The organism is Pseudomonas sp. NPDC086566 (assembly GCF_050280885.1).
In the GTDB taxonomy this organism is placed as follows: Bacteria; Pseudomonadota; Gammaproteobacteria; order Pseudomonadales; family Pseudomonadaceae; genus Aquipseudomonas; species Aquipseudomonas vlassakiae.
Genome location: NZ_JBNNWD010000001.1, coordinates 652,022 through 667,644 on the forward strand (window position 1 = coordinate 652,022; position 15,623 = coordinate 667,644).

The 15,623-nt window shown below is 63.5% G+C and carries 15 protein-coding genes; 13 read left to right on the plus strand and 2 right to left on the minus strand.

What is annotated here, in order from left to right; genetic code table 11:
- Positions 1-369 precede the first annotated feature (369 nt).
- The 9 genes from arnB to ACQKPS_RS03145 are packed head-to-tail and all read left to right on the plus strand — an operon-like array spanning position 370 to position 10,783.
- On the plus strand, positions 370-1,518 hold the full coding sequence (arnB, locus tag ACQKPS_RS03105) for a UDP-4-amino-4-deoxy-L-arabinose aminotransferase (RefSeq protein WP_427602654.1): 1,149 nt from the start codon (positions 370-372) through the stop codon (positions 1,516-1,518).
- Complete coding sequence (gene arnC, locus ACQKPS_RS03110) at positions 1,515-2,537, plus strand: undecaprenyl-phosphate 4-deoxy-4-formamido-L-arabinose transferase (RefSeq protein ID WP_254485466.1); 1,023 nt, start codon at positions 1,515-1,517, stop codon at positions 2,535-2,537. The genes arnB and arnC overlap by 4 nt, the downstream gene beginning before the upstream one ends.
- Positions 2,534-4,540 carry a bifunctional UDP-4-amino-4-deoxy-L-arabinose formyltransferase/UDP-glucuronic acid oxidase ArnA gene (arnA, locus tag ACQKPS_RS03115; protein WP_427602656.1) on the plus strand — a complete coding sequence of 669 codons (2,007 nt, stop codon included), beginning with the start codon at positions 2,534-2,536 and terminating at the stop codon, positions 4,538-4,540. The genes arnC and arnA overlap by 4 nt, the downstream gene beginning before the upstream one ends.
- A complete protein-coding gene (gene arnD, locus ACQKPS_RS03120) occupies positions 4,540-5,424 on the plus strand; it encodes a 4-deoxy-4-formamido-L-arabinose-phosphoundecaprenol deformylase (RefSeq protein ID WP_427602658.1) in 885 nt (294 codons plus the stop codon). The genes arnA and arnD overlap by 1 nt, the downstream gene beginning before the upstream one ends.
- Complete coding sequence (gene arnT / locus ACQKPS_RS03125) at positions 5,421-7,070, plus strand: lipid IV(A) 4-amino-4-deoxy-L-arabinosyltransferase (RefSeq protein ID WP_427602660.1); 1,650 nt, start codon at positions 5,421-5,423, stop codon at positions 7,068-7,070. The genes arnD and arnT overlap by 4 nt, the downstream gene beginning before the upstream one ends.
- Complete coding sequence (gene arnE, locus ACQKPS_RS03130) at positions 7,067-7,411, plus strand: 4-amino-4-deoxy-L-arabinose-phosphoundecaprenol flippase subunit ArnE (protein WP_254485462.1); 345 nt, start codon at positions 7,067-7,069, stop codon at positions 7,409-7,411. Before arnT ends, arnE begins: the two co-directional genes overlap by 4 nt.
- A complete protein-coding gene (gene arnF, locus ACQKPS_RS03135) occupies positions 7,408-7,821 on the plus strand; it encodes a 4-amino-4-deoxy-L-arabinose-phosphoundecaprenol flippase subunit ArnF (protein WP_254485461.1) in 414 nt (137 codons plus the stop codon). Before arnE ends, arnF begins: the two co-directional genes overlap by 4 nt.
- On the plus strand, positions 7,818-9,191 hold the full coding sequence (locus ACQKPS_RS03140) for a UDP-glucose dehydrogenase family protein (protein WP_427602663.1): 1,374 nt from the start codon (positions 7,818-7,820) through the stop codon (positions 9,189-9,191). Before arnF ends, ACQKPS_RS03140 begins: the two co-directional genes overlap by 4 nt.
- Entirely contained in the window at positions 9,188-10,783 is a 1,596-nt protein-coding gene (locus ACQKPS_RS03145) for an ArnT family glycosyltransferase (protein WP_427602665.1), read from the plus strand. Before ACQKPS_RS03140 ends, ACQKPS_RS03145 begins: the two co-directional genes overlap by 4 nt.
- Positions 10,784-10,786: 3 nt before the next feature.
- Here ACQKPS_RS03145 and ACQKPS_RS03150 read toward each other — a convergent pair whose 3' ends face one another.
- Complete coding sequence (locus ACQKPS_RS03150; RefSeq protein WP_283724172.1) at positions 10,787-11,101, minus strand: hypothetical protein; 315 nt, start codon at positions 11,099-11,101, stop codon at positions 10,787-10,789.
- 141 nt (positions 11,102-11,242) lie between these two features.
- Between ACQKPS_RS03150 and ACQKPS_RS03155 the strand changes: the two genes are divergently transcribed.
- The 3 genes from ACQKPS_RS03155 to ACQKPS_RS03165 all read left to right on the plus strand — a co-directional run bounded on the left by ACQKPS_RS03155 (position 11,243) and on the right by ACQKPS_RS03165 (position 13,231).
- On the plus strand, positions 11,243-11,938 hold the full coding sequence (locus ACQKPS_RS03155; RefSeq protein WP_427602668.1) for an ABC transporter ATP-binding protein: 696 nt from the start codon (positions 11,243-11,245) through the stop codon (positions 11,936-11,938).
- Positions 11,935-12,729 (plus strand): ABC transporter permease, encoded by a 795-nt coding sequence (locus ACQKPS_RS03160; protein ID WP_427602669.1) that lies wholly within the window; start codon positions 11,935-11,937, stop codon positions 12,727-12,729. Before ACQKPS_RS03155 ends, ACQKPS_RS03160 begins: the two co-directional genes overlap by 4 nt.
- A 202-nt stretch (positions 12,730-12,931) precedes the next feature.
- Positions 12,932-13,231 (plus strand): hypothetical protein, encoded by a 300-nt coding sequence (locus tag ACQKPS_RS03165; RefSeq protein ID WP_054884491.1) that lies wholly within the window; start codon positions 12,932-12,934, stop codon positions 13,229-13,231.
- On the opposite strand, the gene ACQKPS_RS03170 is transcribed toward ACQKPS_RS03165, so the two are convergent.
- Positions 13,218-14,879: an ATP-binding response regulator gene (locus tag ACQKPS_RS03170; protein ID WP_427602672.1), complete on the minus strand. Its 1,662-nt coding sequence runs from the start codon at positions 14,877-14,879 to the stop codon at positions 13,218-13,220. The genes ACQKPS_RS03165 and ACQKPS_RS03170 overlap by 14 nt on opposite strands.
- 125 nt (positions 14,880-15,004) lie before the next feature.
- Between ACQKPS_RS03170 and ACQKPS_RS03175 the strand changes: the two genes are divergently transcribed.
- Positions 15,005-15,619 (plus strand): LuxR C-terminal-related transcriptional regulator, encoded by a 615-nt coding sequence (locus tag ACQKPS_RS03175; RefSeq protein WP_254485454.1) that lies wholly within the window; start codon positions 15,005-15,007, stop codon positions 15,617-15,619.
- The last annotated feature ends 4 nt before the right edge of the window (positions 15,620-15,623 follow it).

Consider the following 15,623-nt stretch of genomic DNA (forward strand, 5'->3'; position numbering starts at 1 on the left):
GCTTCTAAACCGGCAACTAAACGCACAGTTTTACAGCCATCCGAATGGATGTTTATGCATATTAAGTTTCTTGTTAGCTTCACACTTGGCCGGCAACCTGAACCGCAGCTGTCTGCCTGTGCGATGTAATGATAACGCGACCCTTTTTTTATACTTCTTTCACAAAATCGAGCATACCCTTTGGCTGGATAAGCCCTTGACCATCACTACGGCATGGATGACTGAGCACCGCAGAAAACTTTGACTTAGCGCAACACAGCAACTTTTAGCTTGTGCACGGGATGCAAAAAACTTCTTTGCGTCTACGCTGGCAATTGAACCAATGAAATCAATGGGTTCTGTCACTTTTCCTGTATCACCGAGGTGCTCATGAGTGAGGCGTTTCTCCCCTTCTCACGTCCGAGTATGGGCGAAGAAGAAATAGCGGCTGTTGAAAAAGTCCTGCGTTCGGGCTGGATCACGACCGGGCCACAGAACCAGGCACTGGAAGAGCAGTTCGCGCAGTACGTCGGTTGCCGCCATGCGGTAGCCCTGTCATCGGCCACTGGCGGTATGCACATCGCCTTGCTCGCATTGGGTATCGGCCCGGGGGATGAAGTCATCACCCCATCGCAGACCTGGGTGTCCACGGCCAACATGATCTCGCTGCTCGGCGCCACGCCGGTGTTCGTCGATGTCGATCGAAACACCCTGATGACCGACGCGGCACGCATCGAAGCTGCCATCACCCCGCGGACCAAGGCCATCATTCCGGTGCACTACGCCGGCGCAGCCTTTGACCTCGACCCGTTGTACGCCCTCGCCGACAAGCATGGCATCGCCGTCATCGAAGACGCGGCCCATGCCGCCGGCACCCGCTACAAGGGCCGACACGTCGGTGCCCGCGGTACGGCGATTTTCTCGTTCCATGCGATCAAGAACATGACCTGCGCCGAAGGTGCGATGTTCGTCAGCGACGACGAAGCCCTGGCCAGCCGCGTGCGCATGCTCAAATTCCATGGCCTGGGTGTCGATGCCTATGACCGCATGACCCACGGTCGCAAGCCTCAGGCCCAGGTCATCGAGCCTGGCTTCAAGTACAACCTCGCCGACATCAACGCCGCCATCGCCCTGGTGCAACTGCAACGCCTGGATGCGATCAACGCCCGTCGCACCGAGCTGGCCGCTCGCTACCAGCAGCGCCTGTCTGGCCTGCCGGTGCAGCCCCTGGCCGTGCCGGACTACCCACAGCAGCACGCCTGGCACCTGTACATCCTGCGCATCGACAGCGAACGCTGCGGCCTGGACCGCGAAGCCTTCATGAAAGGCCTGCAGGAACGCGGCATCGGCACCGGCATCCACTTCATCGCGACCCACCTGCATACCTGGTACCGCCAGCGTTATCCGCAGCTGTCGCTGCCGAACACCGAATGGAACTCGGCGCGGCTGTGCTCCATTCCGTTGTTCCCCGACATGACCAACCAGGACCTCGACCGCGTCGTCACCGCCATAGAACAGCTTGTGGGAAATCGCTCGTGAGACCTTACCCGATCCATTGCGTGTCCATCGTCATCCCGGTCTACAACGAGCAGGAAAGCCTGCCCGAGCTGCTGCGTCGTACTGGCGCAGCCTGCGAGCAACTGCGTCACCCCTATGAAATCGTGCTGGTCGACGACGGCAGCCGCGACGACTCCGCGCACATCCTTGAGGCCGCCGCCCAAGCCGAAAACAGCCCGTTCGTGGCAGTCATCCTCAACCGCAACTACGGCCAGCACGCGGCGATCATGGCCGGTTTCGAGCAGTGCAAGGGTGACGTGGTCATTACCCTCGACGCCGACCTGCAGAACCCGCCGGAAGAAATCCCGCGACTGGTTGCCGAAGCCGAACGTGGCTTCGACGTGGTCGGCACGGTACGCAGCAACCGCCAGGACTCGGCCCTGCGCCGCTGGCCGTCGAAGGTGATCAACTACGCGGTCAAGCGCTCCACCGGTGTCGCCATGAGCGACTACGGCTGCATGCTGCGTGCCTACCGACGCACGGTGATCGACGCGATGCTCGCCTGCCGCGAGCGCAGCACGTTCATCCCGATTCTGGCCAACAGCTTCGCCCGCCACACCACCGAGATCCTGGTGACCCACTCCGAGCGAGAACACGGCGATTCGAAATACAGCCCGATGCGCCTGATCAGCCTGATGTTCGACCTGATCACCTGCATGACCACCACGCCATTGCGCCTGCTGAGCATCGTCGGTTTCAGCATGGCCGCGCTCGGCGTGCTGTTCGCCTTCGGGCTGGTCGTGCTGCGCCTGGCGTATGGCCCGGGCTGGGCCGGCAACGGCCTGTTCGTTCTGTTCGCCGTCTTGTTCGTGTTCACCGGCGGCCAGTTCATCGGCATGGGCTTGCTCGGCGAGTACCTGGGCCGGATGTACAGCGACGTGCGCGCCCGCCCGCGGTTCTTCATCGAAAGAGTGCTGCGCAGCGGCCCACCGCCTGCACCCGCAGCAAGCGTCACCGTTGACGGTTTCAATTCCTCTACTTCTGGTCAGGTTCACTCATGAGTGCAAAAACGGTTGTCTTCGCGTACCACGATATCGGCTGCGCCGGTATTGAAGCCCTGCTCGACAGCGGCTATGACATCGCAGCGGTGTTCACTCATGCCGACGATCCCAAGGAAAACACCTTCTACGCCTCGGTTGCCCAACTGTGTGCCCGCAAAGGCATCCCGGTGCATGCGCCAGAGGACGTCAACCATCCGCTGTGGGTCGAGCGCATCAGCCAGCTGGCCCCCGACTACCTGTTCTCGTTCTACTACCGCAACCTGCTGAGCGAACCGCTGCTGGCCACCGGCCGCAAAGGTGCGTTCAACCTGCACGGCTCGCTGCTGCCGCGCTACCGTGGCCGCGCCCCGGCCAACTGGGTGCTGGTCAACGGCGAAAGCGAAACCGGCGTGACCCTGCACCGCATGGTCAAGCGCGCCGATGCCGGTGCCATCGTCGCCCAGCTGCGGGTAGCCATCGAGCGCAGCGACACGGCGCTGAGCCTGCATGGCAAGTTGCGCGCTGCCGCCGCCGACCTGCTGCGTGACACGTTGCCAGACCTGCGCCAGGGCAAGGTCAGCGAAACCCCGCAGGATGAGTCGAAGGCCACCGTATTCGGCCGCCGCACCGCAGCCGATGGGCGCCTGGATTGGCAACAGCCTGCCGAAACCCTGTTCAACCTGGTGCGTGCCGTGACCCAGCCTTACCCTGGCGCCTTCTGCCAGGTGGGTGAGCACAAGCTGATCGTCTGGAGCGCCGACGTGGTCAAGGGCAACGACGGCCTGGCCCCTGGCCGTGTCATTAGCACCGACCCGCTGCGCATCGCCTGTGGCGAGGACTCGCTGGTGATCAGCGCCGGTCAGCGCAACGACAACGGCCTGTACCTGAGCGGCCCGCAACTGGCCAACGAACTGGGCCTGGTCGAAGGCTCGCTGCTGCGTGGCGCCGACTCGCGCCGCACCACCCGCCGTACCCGGGTATTGATCCTCGGCGTCAACGGTTTCATCGGAAACCACCTTTCCGAGCGCCTGCTAAGCGACGAGCGCTACGAAGTCTACGGCCTGGACATCGGCTCCGACGCCATCGAGCGCCTGCGCAGCCACCCGCGCTTCCACTTCGTCGAAGGCGACATCAGCATCCACTCCGAATGGATCGAGTACCACATCAAGAAGTGCGACGTGGTGCTGCCGCTGGTAGCCATCGCCACGCCGATCGAATATACCCGCAACCCGTTGCGCGTGTTCGAGCTGGACTTCGAAGAAAACCTGCGCCTGGTGCGCTACTGCGTCAAATACAACAAGCGCGTGATCTTCCCGTCCACCTCGGAAGTCTACGGCATGTGCCAGGACCCGAACTTCGACGAAGACACCTCCAACCTGGTGGTCGGGCCGATCAACAAGCAGCGCTGGATCTACTCGGTGTCCAAGCAGCTGCTCGACCGGGTCATCTGGGCTTATGGCCAGAAAGGCCTGAACTTCACCCTGTTCCGCCCATTCAACTGGATGGGCCCACGCCTGGACCGCCTGGACTCGGCGCGTATCGGCAGTTCCCGGGCCATCACCCAGCTGATCCTGAACCTGGTGGAAGGCACACCGATCCGCCTGTTCGACGGCGGCGCGCAGAAGCGTTGCTTCACCGACATCGCCGACGGCGTCGAGGCCCTGGCACGGATCATCGACAACGACAACGATGCCTGCAACGGCCAGATCATCAACATCGGTAACCCGGACAACGAAGCCAGCATCCGCCAGCTTGGCGAAGAACTGCTGCGCCAGTTCGAAGCCCACCCGCTGCGCAGTCACTTCCCGCCGTTCGCCGGCTTCCGCGACGTCGAGAGCAAGGCGTTCTATGGCGGCGGCTACCAGGATGTGTCCCACCGCAAGCCGAGCATTGCCAACGCCAAACGCCTGCTGAACTGGGAGCCAACCGTGGAAATGCGCGAAACCATCGGCAACACCCTGGACTTCTTCCTGCGTGAAGCGATGCGCGAGATCGAGGCCCGTCCGGCAGAAGAAGCACGCTGATGCAGGCAGGGTTGCGCATCGATGTCGATACCTACCGCGGCACCCGTGAAGGTCTGCCGCGCCTGTTGGAGTTGCTCGACGAGGCGCAGGTCAAGGCGACGTTCTTCTTCAGTGTCGGGCCGGACAACATGGGGCGCCACTTGTGGCGCCTGATCCGCCCGCAATTCCTGTGGAAGATGCTGCGCTCCAATGCCGCCGGGCTGTACGGCTGGGACATCCTCCTGGCCGGCACCGCCTGGCCCGGCAAACCGATTGGCCGCGACCTCGGGCACCTGATGCGTCAGGCCCGCGCCGCCGGCCACGAGGTCGGCCTGCATGCCTGGGATCACCACAGCTGGCAGGCCAATGCCGGGCACTGGAGCATGGCGCAACTGACGGAGCAGATCCGTCGGGGCGTCGACACCCTCAGTGACATCCTCGGTGCACCGGTCGACTGCTCGGCAGTCGCCGGTTGGCGTGCCGACGAACGGGTGGTCGAAGCCAAGCAGGCCTTCGGTTTCCGCTACAACAGCGATTGCCGGGGTAGCAACCTGTTCCGCCCCCGGCTGGCTGACGGCTCGCCAGGGACGCCGCAGATTCCGGTGGACCTGCCGACCTTCGACGAGGTCGTCGGCCCGCAGGTGACTGCCGCGCACTTCAACGCATTCATCCTGGGGCAGTTCCGCCCTCAGGCACTCAACGTCTACACCATCCATGCAGAGGTAGAAGGGATTCTGATGGCCCAGGACTTTCGTCAATTGCTGGCCGATGCACGCCAGCGCGAGATTGCGTTCAAACCGTTGGGCGAGTTGCTCCCCGCCTCGCTCGACACCCTGCCCGTTGCCCGGGTGCAGCGCGGCACCCTGCAAGGCCGTGAGGGCTGGCTGGGAGTGCAAGGCTCATGAGCAGACGCTGGACGCTACCGCTGCTGCTCGGCCTGTTCGTGCTGGCCTTCCTGCTGCCACTGGGCGGGCATGGCTTGTGGATCCCCGACGAAACCCGCTACGCCCAGGTCAGCCAGGAGATGCTGCTGACCGGCAACTGGGTCTCGCCGCACTTCATGGGGCTGCGCTACTTCGAAAAACCCGCCGCCGGCTACTGGATGATCGCCCTCGGCCAGGGGCTGTTCGGGCAGAACCTGTTCGGCGTGCGCTTTGCCTCGGCGCTGAGCATCGGCCTGAGCCTGATCCTCTGCTACCTGGTGGCACGCCGCCTGTGGAACGACCCGCGCAAGAGCCTGATCTGCACCTTGGTCTATATGAGCCTCTGCGTCATGGTGGGCCAGGCCGTCTATGCCAACCTTGACCCGCAGTTCACCCTGTGGGTCAACCTCAGCCTGGTGGCCCTGTGGTTCGCCATCGACAGCCACAGCAAGGGCCAGCGCCTCGCCGCCTGGGCGGTACTGGGGCTGGCCTGCGCCATGGGCTTCATGACCAAGGGCTTTCTCGCCTGGCTGCTGCCGGTACTGGTCGCGCTGCCGTGGATGCTCTGGCAGAAGCGCTGGCGTGAACTGCTGGTGTACGGGCCAGTGGCCGTGGTGGTGGCGATCGTCGTCAGCCTGCCTTGGGTGCTGGCGGTGCATGTGCAGGAACCGGACTACTGGCGGTTCTTCTTCTGGCATGAGCACATACGCCGGTTTGCCGGTGACGATGCCCAGCACAGCGCGCCCTTTTGGTACTACCTGCCGCTGCTGGTGGCTTACAGCCTACCCTGGATCGCCATCCTGCCACTGGCGCTGAAACAGGCCTGGCAGCGCCGTGCCCAGGCCAAGGTCGTGTTCCTGCTGCTGTGGCTGCTGATGCCATTGCTGTTCTTCAGCCTGAGCAAGGGCAAGTTGCCTACCTACATCTTTCCGTGCCTGCTGCCATTGGCCCTGCTGATCGGCCATGCAGTGGAAGAGCGCCTGCGCCTGCATCAGGGGCGTGCACTGCGCATCAACGGCTGGCTCAACGTGGTAATGGGCACGGTTGCACTGATCGCACTGGCCTGGCTGCAGTTGAAGAAACCCGTGTACGACCACGAACCCACCAGCCTGCTGCTGATCTGCGTGGCACTGACGGGGTGGACGCTCGCCAGCCTGGCACAGGCCCTGTCGCCGATTCGCCGTTGGGCAGCCCCGGTGTTGGGCAGCCTGTTGCTCATGGCCCTGCTGCCGGCGGCATTGCCCAAGTCGGTGGAAGGCAACAAGATGCCCGACCAGTTCATTCTGCAGCACCTCGACGAACTGGCAGGTGCCACGCACCTGATGAGCAACGACCTCGGCGCGGCGTCGGCACTGGCCTGGCGCCTCAAACAACCGAACGTGGCGTTCTACAACACCGTTGGCGAACTGAAGTACGGCCTGGCGACCCCGGAAGGCCAAGGTCGGCGGCTGAACGACAAGAACGTCCGCCAATGGGTCGATGATGCCCGCCGCAGTGGCACGGTCGCCGTGGTGATGCGGGTAAAGGGTGAGGATGAGCAACGTGAACTGGCCTTGCTGCCCGACGATGGCACCCGTTATCCCCAAGGCAAGATGGTGATCCTCATTCTTCCCCGAGTATCGCCATGAGCTGGCTGCTGTTGGTCGCGGCCTGCCTGCTGACTTGCCTGGGCCAGGTGGCGCAGAAGTTCGCCGTGGAAGGCTGGCGCGGGCAAGCGGGGCCGTGGACCGACAAGTTGCGTTCGCCCTGGCTGTGGCTGGCCCTCCTCGCGCTCGGCAGTGGTTTGCTGGTGTGGCTGCTGGTACTGCAGCGCATGGAGGTGGGCGTCGCTTATCCGATGCTCAGCCTGAACTTCGTGGTGATCACCCTGATCGCCCGCTTCGGCTTCCATGAACCGGTCGATCGCCGTCACTGGCTGGGGGTGGCCCTGGTCATCGCCGGTGTCGCCCTGCTGGGGCAGCAATCATGAACCAGCGCCTGGGTATCAGCTTTGCCCTGGGCAGCGTGCTGCTGGTCAGCACTGCCCAACTGGCCATGCGCTGGAGCATGACCCGCTTGCCGCAGCCCGGCCAGTGGCTGACGGCACTGACCGGCCAGGGCGTGGATGCCGTCGCCGTGGCCGTGATGCTGGCTGCGATCGCCGCCTATGGCCTGTCGATGCTCTGCTGGCTGCTGGCCCTGCGTGACCTGCCGTTGGGCCGCGCCTACTCGCTGCTGAGTCTCAGCTACGCCCTGGTTTACCTGTTGGCGGCCAGCCTGCCGCTGTTCGACGAATCCTTCAGTTTGAGCAAATCGCTTGGCGTGGCACTGGTCATGCTCGGCGTCATCACGATCAACACGCGTCCGGCCCGTTCGCCCGCATCAAGGAGTGCTCCATGAAAATTACAGTGTTTGGTAGCGGGTACGTCGGGCTGGTGCAAGCCGCAGTGCTGGCCGAGGTCGGCCATGATGTGGTGTGCATGGATGTCGACGTAAAGAAGGTCGAGCTGCTGTGCCAAGGCCATGTCAGCATCTTCGAGCCGGGCCTTTCCAGCCTGGTGCGCGAAGGCCTGGATGGCGGCCGCCTGCAGTTCACCACCGATGAAAAGTTTGCCGTCGAACATGGCCGTGTCGCCTTCATCGCCGTCGGAACGCCGTCCTGCCCGGATGGTTCGGCAGACCTCAAGTATGTGCTGTCGGTCGGCGATGCGGTCGCTCGCCATCGCCAACAACCGCTGATCCTGGTCGAGAAGTCCACGGTGCCGGTCGGCACCGGTGACACCCTGCGGGCCCACATCAATACCGCACTCGCTGGCCGTGAACTGCGCGTCGATATCGTCTCCAACCCGGAATTCCTCAAGGAAGGCTCGGCGGTTGCCGATTGCCGCCGGCCGGACCGTATCGTCATCGGTTGCGAGGGTGAAGACGTGCGCGATGTCATGCGCGACCTCTACGCCCCGTTCAACCGTAACCATGACCGCATCATGTTCATGGACTTGCGCAGCGCCGAGCTGACCAAGTACGCCGCCAACTGCATGCTCGCCACCAAGATCAGCTTCATCAACCAGATCGCCGAACTGGCCGAGCACCTGGGCGCCGATATCGAATCGGTGCGCCAGGGCATCGGTGCCGATACCCGCATTGGCTACCACTTCATCTACCCAGGCTGCGGCTATGGCGGCTCCTGCTTCCCCAAGGACATGCGTGCGCTGATCCACAGTGCCGAGCAGGCGCATTGCTCCAGCGACCTGCTGCAGGCAGTCGAGGCAATCAACGAACGCCAGAAGCACAAACTGTTCGAACGCATCAATGCGTTCTACAACGGCAACCTGGCCGGCAAGACCTTTGCCGTGTGGGGGCTGGCGTTCAAACCGAACACCGACGACATGCGCGATGCCCCCAGCCGCGTACTGCTCGAGGCGCTGTTTGCAGCCGGCGCCAGCGTGCGTGCCTTTGACCCCGAAGCCATGCAGGAAACCCAGCACCTGTATCCGGATGAAGACAAACTGATGTTGATGGGTACCCCGGAATCGGTGCTGTCCGGCGCCGATGCATTGATCATCTGTACCGAGTGGCAGCAGTTCAAGGCACCGGATTTCGACCTGATTCAGCAACGCCTGAAAGCTCCGGTGATCTTCGACGGGCGCAACCTTTATGACGCCGAGCGCCTGTCGCGTAAAGGGTTCAAGTACTTCCCGATCGGCCGTGGCGACTCCTGCCAGTTGCCAGTCTCCCCGCAACTGCCCCGCCAGGGTTCGAAAGCGGCGTGAAGGCACTGTCCGTCACCGTTCGCCGGCAGTCCCTGATTGCGGGGCTGCTGGCACTGCTGCTGTTCTGCGCCGGGGTGTACGGGCAGGCGCCGATCGGTTTCGACTCGCGCTTCGTGCTGTTCGCCCAGGAGATGCTGCGCCATGGGCCAACGGTGTTCCCGACCACCTACGGGCAGCCCTATGCTGACTACACGTCGCTCTCGACGCTGTTCATCTGGCTGCTGTCACTGCCATTCGGGGCGGTCAACGGCCTGAGCGCATGGCTGCCCAGTGCCATCGCCGGCGCGGTGATCGTGACCCTGATGTACCGGCTGCTGGCGACGTTCTCGCTGCGCTGGGCGTGGAGCAGCATTGCCATGCTGCTGCTGACGGCCACCTTCGTCAGCGAAGTCCGTGCGGTGTCGCAGGACCTCATGCTGGCGGCCGTCGCCTTCAGCGTGTTCTACCTCGGTTACGCCCACGACCAGCGGGCTGCCGGGCGACGCTGGCCGCTGGTGTTCGCCCTGTTGCTGTTGGGCTTTGGCATTCGCGGGCCGATCGGGCTGGTGGTGCCGACCGGCATGCTGTGCAGCTATTACCTGCTGACCGGCCAATGGCGGAGGATGCTGCTGTTTGGTGTACTCGCCAGCCTGCTGCTGGTGGCCAGTGTCTGCCTGCTGCTGTGGCTGGCCAAGGCCAGCGGTGGTCAGGCGTTTCTGGATGACGTGATTCGCATGCAGTTCATGGGGCGCATGGACGGCAGCGAGGGCGCCAGCAGCCCGCTGTACTACTTCACCAGCGCCCTGGGCAACTATGCGCTGGCCTACCCTCTGGCGTTGCTGGCCTTGGTTGCCGCGTGGCTGCGCCGTGCGCAGCTGCAGGGGCCGGCGTTGCGCCTGGTCGTTTATTGCGCGGCTGCTGCACTGCTGGTCATGGTCGGGTTGTCGATTCCCCTGGCCAAGAAAGCCCGTTACCTGCTGCCGATGCTGCCAATGGTGGCGATCATTGCCGCCTACCCGTTTCAGGTGGCACAGGGGCGGCTGTTCGCCTGGCTGCGCGGTGTCATTCAGGGGCTATGGCTGCTGATCCCGGGGCTGATGATGATTGCCTTGCTCGTGGCTCAGCGCCGTTTCCCCGAGGAAACCGGCTCCATCACGGTGCTGATGGTGGTGCTGGCAGCGTTGCAGTTGTGGGCGCTGTCGCGCCTGGTGCAGTCACACTGGCGGGCCGAAGTGACCGCCGGTTGTGCGGTGATGGCGTTGTGGCTGGTGTATGTCGCGGTGCTCGAACCGGTGGAGCGCCGCCTGTATGACACCCGCAGCTTTACCCAGGCAGTGGCCACCCAGGTCGCGCAGCAACCTGCCCCGCTGGTGTTGCACCGCTTGGGCCAGGATGCCAAGGCCATCAAGTTCATGGTCAACCTCGACCAGGATCTGCAGCCGCTGTTCACCGAGACCCCCGCGCAACTGCAGGCGGTGCAGGGTCCGGCGTGGCTGATGATGGATCGGCACGACTTCCAGGCCCTGCAAGGCACACCGATGCGAGCGCTGCAACAACAACTGAGCGGGCGCTTCGACAACAACGACTATGTGCTGGTGTATCTGCGGCGCTGAAGATCAGAATCTGCGAGTGCGCAGGCGCTCATGATAACGGCCGCCCAATGCGCCGCCCCAAGGCATGATCAGGCCGATCACCAGCAGCACGATCAGCAACGTGACCCCCTCGAACGGGCTGAAGAATTCCAGCACGGCGCAGCCCAGGGTCGCCAACAGCCCGACCACCGTCAAGGCGTCCGGTTTGAGCACCGGGCAGTCGCTGCTTGCCACCGAAGGATGCAGAAAGCCTACCAACCACAGGTAAAGCCAGCTCACTACAGAGGCAATGAACAACGCCAGAAACAATAAGTGATGACCAAACGTCGAAGTGTGCATGATGGGCAGCCCTGCTCAATATGCGTGTTGCGTTAGCGCTGATTTAAGCCATTCAAAGTGAAAGTTCTGTCAAAAAAACCTGACCTTGCGACTGGACTGCTTAAACTATCTTTTTCTATTTGGCGTCAAGGAACTTCACCATTGAAAGGCCCGCAGAACTCCCACGCCGAAGCGGTGTTGCTCGAGGCCAGGCAGCTAGGCCGTGCCGATGTGCAGGCCCAGGCCGTCATGTTGGCGCCAACCGACTTTTCACTGCTCGCTGGCGAGCGCACAGCCCTCATCGGCGCGTCAGGTTCGGGCAAAAGTGTCTTCTTGCGCGCCCTGGCGCTGCTGGATGCGCCAAGCTCAGGTGAAGTGCTGTGGCTGGGCGAACCGGTGACAGCGCCACTGATACCGCAGTTTCGCTCACGCGCCTGCTACCTGCCCCAACGTGCCGCGCTGGTGGAAGGCAATGTCATGGAAAACCTGCGGCTGCCCTTCACGCTCAAGCACAACCGAGACAAGCGCTTCGACGCCGCCACCGCGGCGGGCCTGCTGGAACTCGCTGGCAAGCCACGCCGCTTTCTCGACAAAGCTGGCAGCGACCTGTCCGGTGGCGAGGCACAGTTGGTCGCGCTGGTGCGGGCCCTGCTGCTGGCGCCGCAGGTGCTGCTGCTCGACGAACCGACCTCGGCGCTCGACCCACAATCGGTGGCCGCCGTTGAAACGCTGGTCATGAACTGGCTCGACGCGTCACCTGATGCCCGGGCTTTCCTGTGGATCACCCACGATCATGCTCAAGCCCGACGCGTCAGTACGCGCACCTTGACGATGGACCAGGGCACCCTGTTGAAATGAACTACCACAACCTTGCCTACACCGACGTAGCGATTGCCGCCGCGCTGATCCTGATCAACGGCCTGCTGTCGCTACTGCTGAAGCTGCAGCTGGAGCGCCAGTTGCTCATTGCGTCGCTGCGCACCATCACCCAGCTGTTGGCCATCGGCTACATCCTTGGCTGGGTGTTCCAGCATGCCCAGTGGTACATCGTGCTGCCGCTGATGCTCAGCATGACGCATATTGCCGGGTTTTCGGCAGCGGGCAGAGGCCAGCTTCGCCATCGAGGGCAGTTGGCCGACAGCGTCTTGTCGGTCGGTCTGAGTGCCTGGCTGGTTACGGCGATCGGCCTGTTTGTGGTGCTGCGGGTACGCCCTTGGTACGAGCCCCAGTACGCCATTCCCATTCTTGGCATGATCCTCGGCAATACCCTGACCGCCGTCGCCTTGGGCATCGACCGCATGACCCGTGAGCTAAGTGCCCAGCGGCCGGTGGTGGACATGATTCTGTCGCTCGGCGGTACGCGCTGGGAGGCGGCACGTGCCGCGGCGAGCCAGGCCTTGAAGGCCGGCATGATGCCAACGCTGAATCAGATGTCGGTGGTCGGTATCGTCAGCCTGCCGGGCATGATGACCGGCCAGATACTGGCGGGCCAGCAGCCAGGGGACGCGGTGCGTTACCAGATCGTCATCATGTTCCTGATTGCCGCCGCGTCGGCACTGGGCACGGTGTGCGCCGTGCTGATGACGTTCAACCGGCTGTTTTCCCCTGCGCATCAGTTCATGGCGCACAAGCTGGCCAAGCGGAGCTGAGCGAACTGCGGTGGCTAGGGCTATCGCCTTAGGCCTGAGACCTGGACGGCACCTGTGGGAGCGGCTTTAGCCGCGAAGAGGCCGGCACAGGCGGCAGATAAAGGCACATAGCCACCTCGTACATCCGCCCTAATGCCCTGCCCGCTCCTCGGCGCTATAGTCCGGCCATCCGCCACACCCCACGCCAAGGAAGCCCACCCTCATGAAACCTGCCAAGCTCCTGCTGAGCGCCGCCGTCCTGTTCACCGTCGCCGGTTGCCAGACCATCAAACCCTCCGAGCAGACCCTCAAGGAACGCGCCGAGTTCGCCCTCAATACTCCGGTCAGCAAGGTCGCCAACGTCCGTAGCGACAGCACCATCACCTACTACACTGCCACCACCGCCAAAGGCGAGTACAACTGCCAGATGCCCAGCGGCGCAATCGTTGCCGTGGGCAGCATGGGCCTGTATGAGCCGACCCCGTCCTGCCTGAAGGAAGGCCAGGCGATCATCCTGCAGTGATGCTGCCTCTGCCATCGGCGCCGGCCGCTGTTTGCGGCGCCGACGGCACCTCGCGCAGTTCTCGCAGGGCCGCACGCAACTCCGCCGGGCGCACCGGCTTGGACAAGAGCGCGATATTGCGCCCCTGCACGATCGCCTGGATCTTCTCCAGGTCATGCCCGGTCATGATCAACGCCGGCACCTCCCAGCCCCGCTGTGCCCGCAAACCCTCGATGCAATCGACGCCGGTGGCCTCCTGGCCCAGGTCGTAATCGGCAACGATCACGTCACATTCGCTGACCAGCCCCAAGGGGGAACTATGCGCTTCAACTTCGCAGCCCCAACGCTGCAGCAGCGCCGAGGTCGCGCGCAGGACGTTGTGATCGTCTTCCACCAGGCACACCTTCAGGCCGCCGAACATGGCGCCTTGCAACACCTGCTGTTCATTGCTCCGGGCCACCGGTTGTGCCGCCAGGCGCGGCAAGCCTTGCAGGCTCACCGCCGTACCACGCCCCAGGTGCGAACGCAGCTGAACCTGCATGCCCATCAAATGCCCCAGGCGCTTGACGATCGAAAGGCCCAGGCCAACACCTTCGACATCCTTGTCACGCACCTGGCGTACCCGATAGAACTCTTCAAAGACCAAACCCAGGTGCGCCTCATCGATCCCGCGCCCTTGGTCATAGACCACGATGGCCAACGCCTGGCCATGACGCCGCACACCGATCAGCAGCGGCCGCTGGGCTGCGTACTTAAAGCTGTTGGACAGTACGTTCTGCACCATGGTCGCGAGCATGCCGCGGTCGGCGCGGGTCCAACAGGCACACGGGCGCAAGCGCATCTCGACACCAGCCCAGCGCGCTGCTTCGGCGTTCTGGCGCAGCAGTTCGGCGAGAAACTCGTGCAACGCGAAGGCCTCGTACTTGGGCTGCACCCTGCCGTTGTCCAGCGTGTACAGGTCGAGGATCGAGCGGAACAGCTGCGACACGTTGAGCAGCGAGCGGTCGATGCTGTCCACCAGGCGCCGCTCCTGCTCGGCCAGCGGTGCCTCGCGCAGGCAGGCAGTGAACAGGCCGATGGAGTGGATTGGCTGGCGCAAGTCATGGCTGGCCTGGGCGAGAAAACGCGACTTTTCCCGGGTGGCCGCCATCGCCAGTTCCGAAGCCTTGCGCGTGCGCTCAAGGAGCATGTGGGCGTAGAGCGGGATGACCGTACTGGTGGTGAGCAGCATCAGTACCATGAACGGGTTGGCCTGCCAGTACGGGTTGAGCTGGTACACCGCGACCAGCGCGGTCAGCGCCAGTACCGTGGCGATGGCCAGGTAGCGGGTACCGAAGCGCATGCCGTTGCCGAGGTTGACCCAGACCATCACCGCGTACAGCGGCAGCGCCGCTTCGCCGCCCAGCACCAGGCCGAAACAGGTGCCGGTGTAGTCATGCACGATGCCCAGTACCCGCCGCCATGGGTAGTGCCCTGGCCAACGGGCAATGGCCTGGCGCAGGCCGATCGACAGCAGGATGAAACTGATGATGTAGTAGATCACCGGCAGGTAGCTGGCGATCGATTCACCCGGCAGGAAACCCAGCACGGTGATGTAGACCAGCGCGCAACTGGCGACGATGACCCGCAGGTTGGCCTGGTCGAGCTCGTTGTTCTTGTTGTAGTCCATGGTAAACGTCCTTGTGCACGGGGCCGCCTAGGCGCCTTCTTGGCGCAGCGCTTGCGGGCGTTTGCGGCAGCAGGCTGCTAAGTTAGCATGGTGGCGACAACGCCGTTCACAGGGAGTGCCAGATCGTGACGTGCCGCATCATCGTGGCGGACGACCATCCGCTGTTCAGGGAAGCCATGGTCCGTACCGTGCAGCGGGTATTGCCGCAAGCGCAACTGGAAGAGGCCGGTGACCTGCAGCAGGTCCTGGCGCTTGCCCGCCAGGGCGAGGTGCCAGACACGCTGATTCTCGACCTGCGCTTCCCTGGGCTCGATTGCATCGAGCGCCTGGCCGAACTGCGTCAGCTGTTGCGCCGTACCACCCTGATCATCGTGTCGATGGTCGACGAGCCGGCGCTGATCGAACACGTCATGGCCTGCGGCGTGGATGGCTTCATTGGTAAAAGCATCGCCCCTGATGAACTCGGCGCGGCGATCCTGGCTATCCGGGACGGCGAGGTTCTGGTCAAGTACAGCCCTTCCGGCCTGTTGCCGAACCTGGGCAGCGCCAACGAGCTGGAACAACTCACTCAGCGTCAGCACGAGGTGCTGCGCCTGATCGCCCAGGGCAAGACCAACAAGGAAATTGCCCGCGCCCTGGACATCTCGCCGTTCACCGTCCGTATTCACGTTTCATCGTTGCTCAAGGCGCTGAATGTCACCTCACGCACCGCAGCGGCCGTCAAGTACAGCGGCACTTGATACC

What these genes read in the sequence shown, in the direction of transcription:
- arnB (WP_427602654.1), top strand. Translation starts at nt 370, where the DNA reads ATGAGTGAGGCGTTTCTCCCCTTCTCACGTCCGAGTATGGGCGAAGAA.
- arnA (WP_427602656.1), top strand. Translation starts at nt 2,534, where the DNA reads ATGAGTGCAAAAACGGTTGTCTTCGCGTACCACGATATCGGCTGCGCC.
- arnD (WP_427602658.1), top strand. Translation starts at nt 4,540, where the DNA reads ATGCAGGCAGGGTTGCGCATCGATGTCGATACCTACCGCGGCACCCGT.
- arnT (WP_427602660.1), top strand. Translation starts at nt 5,421, where the DNA reads ATGAGCAGACGCTGGACGCTACCGCTGCTGCTCGGCCTGTTCGTGCTG.
- arnE (WP_254485462.1), top strand. Translation starts at nt 7,067, where the DNA reads ATGAGCTGGCTGCTGTTGGTCGCGGCCTGCCTGCTGACTTGCCTGGGC.
- arnF (WP_254485461.1), top strand. Translation starts at nt 7,408, where the DNA reads ATGAACCAGCGCCTGGGTATCAGCTTTGCCCTGGGCAGCGTGCTGCTG.
- ACQKPS_RS03140 (WP_427602663.1), top strand. Translation starts at nt 7,818, where the DNA reads ATGAAAATTACAGTGTTTGGTAGCGGGTACGTCGGGCTGGTGCAAGCC.
- ACQKPS_RS03150 (WP_283724172.1), bottom strand. Translation starts at nt 11,101, where the DNA reads ATGCACACTTCGACGTTTGGTCATCACTTATTGTTTCTGGCGTTGTTC.
- ACQKPS_RS03160 (WP_427602669.1), top strand. Translation starts at nt 11,935, where the DNA reads ATGAACTACCACAACCTTGCCTACACCGACGTAGCGATTGCCGCCGCG.
- ACQKPS_RS03165 (WP_054884491.1), top strand. Translation starts at nt 12,932, where the DNA reads ATGAAACCTGCCAAGCTCCTGCTGAGCGCCGCCGTCCTGTTCACCGTC.
- ACQKPS_RS03170 (WP_427602672.1), bottom strand. Translation starts at nt 14,879, where the DNA reads ATGGACTACAACAAGAACAACGAGCTCGACCAGGCCAACCTGCGGGTC.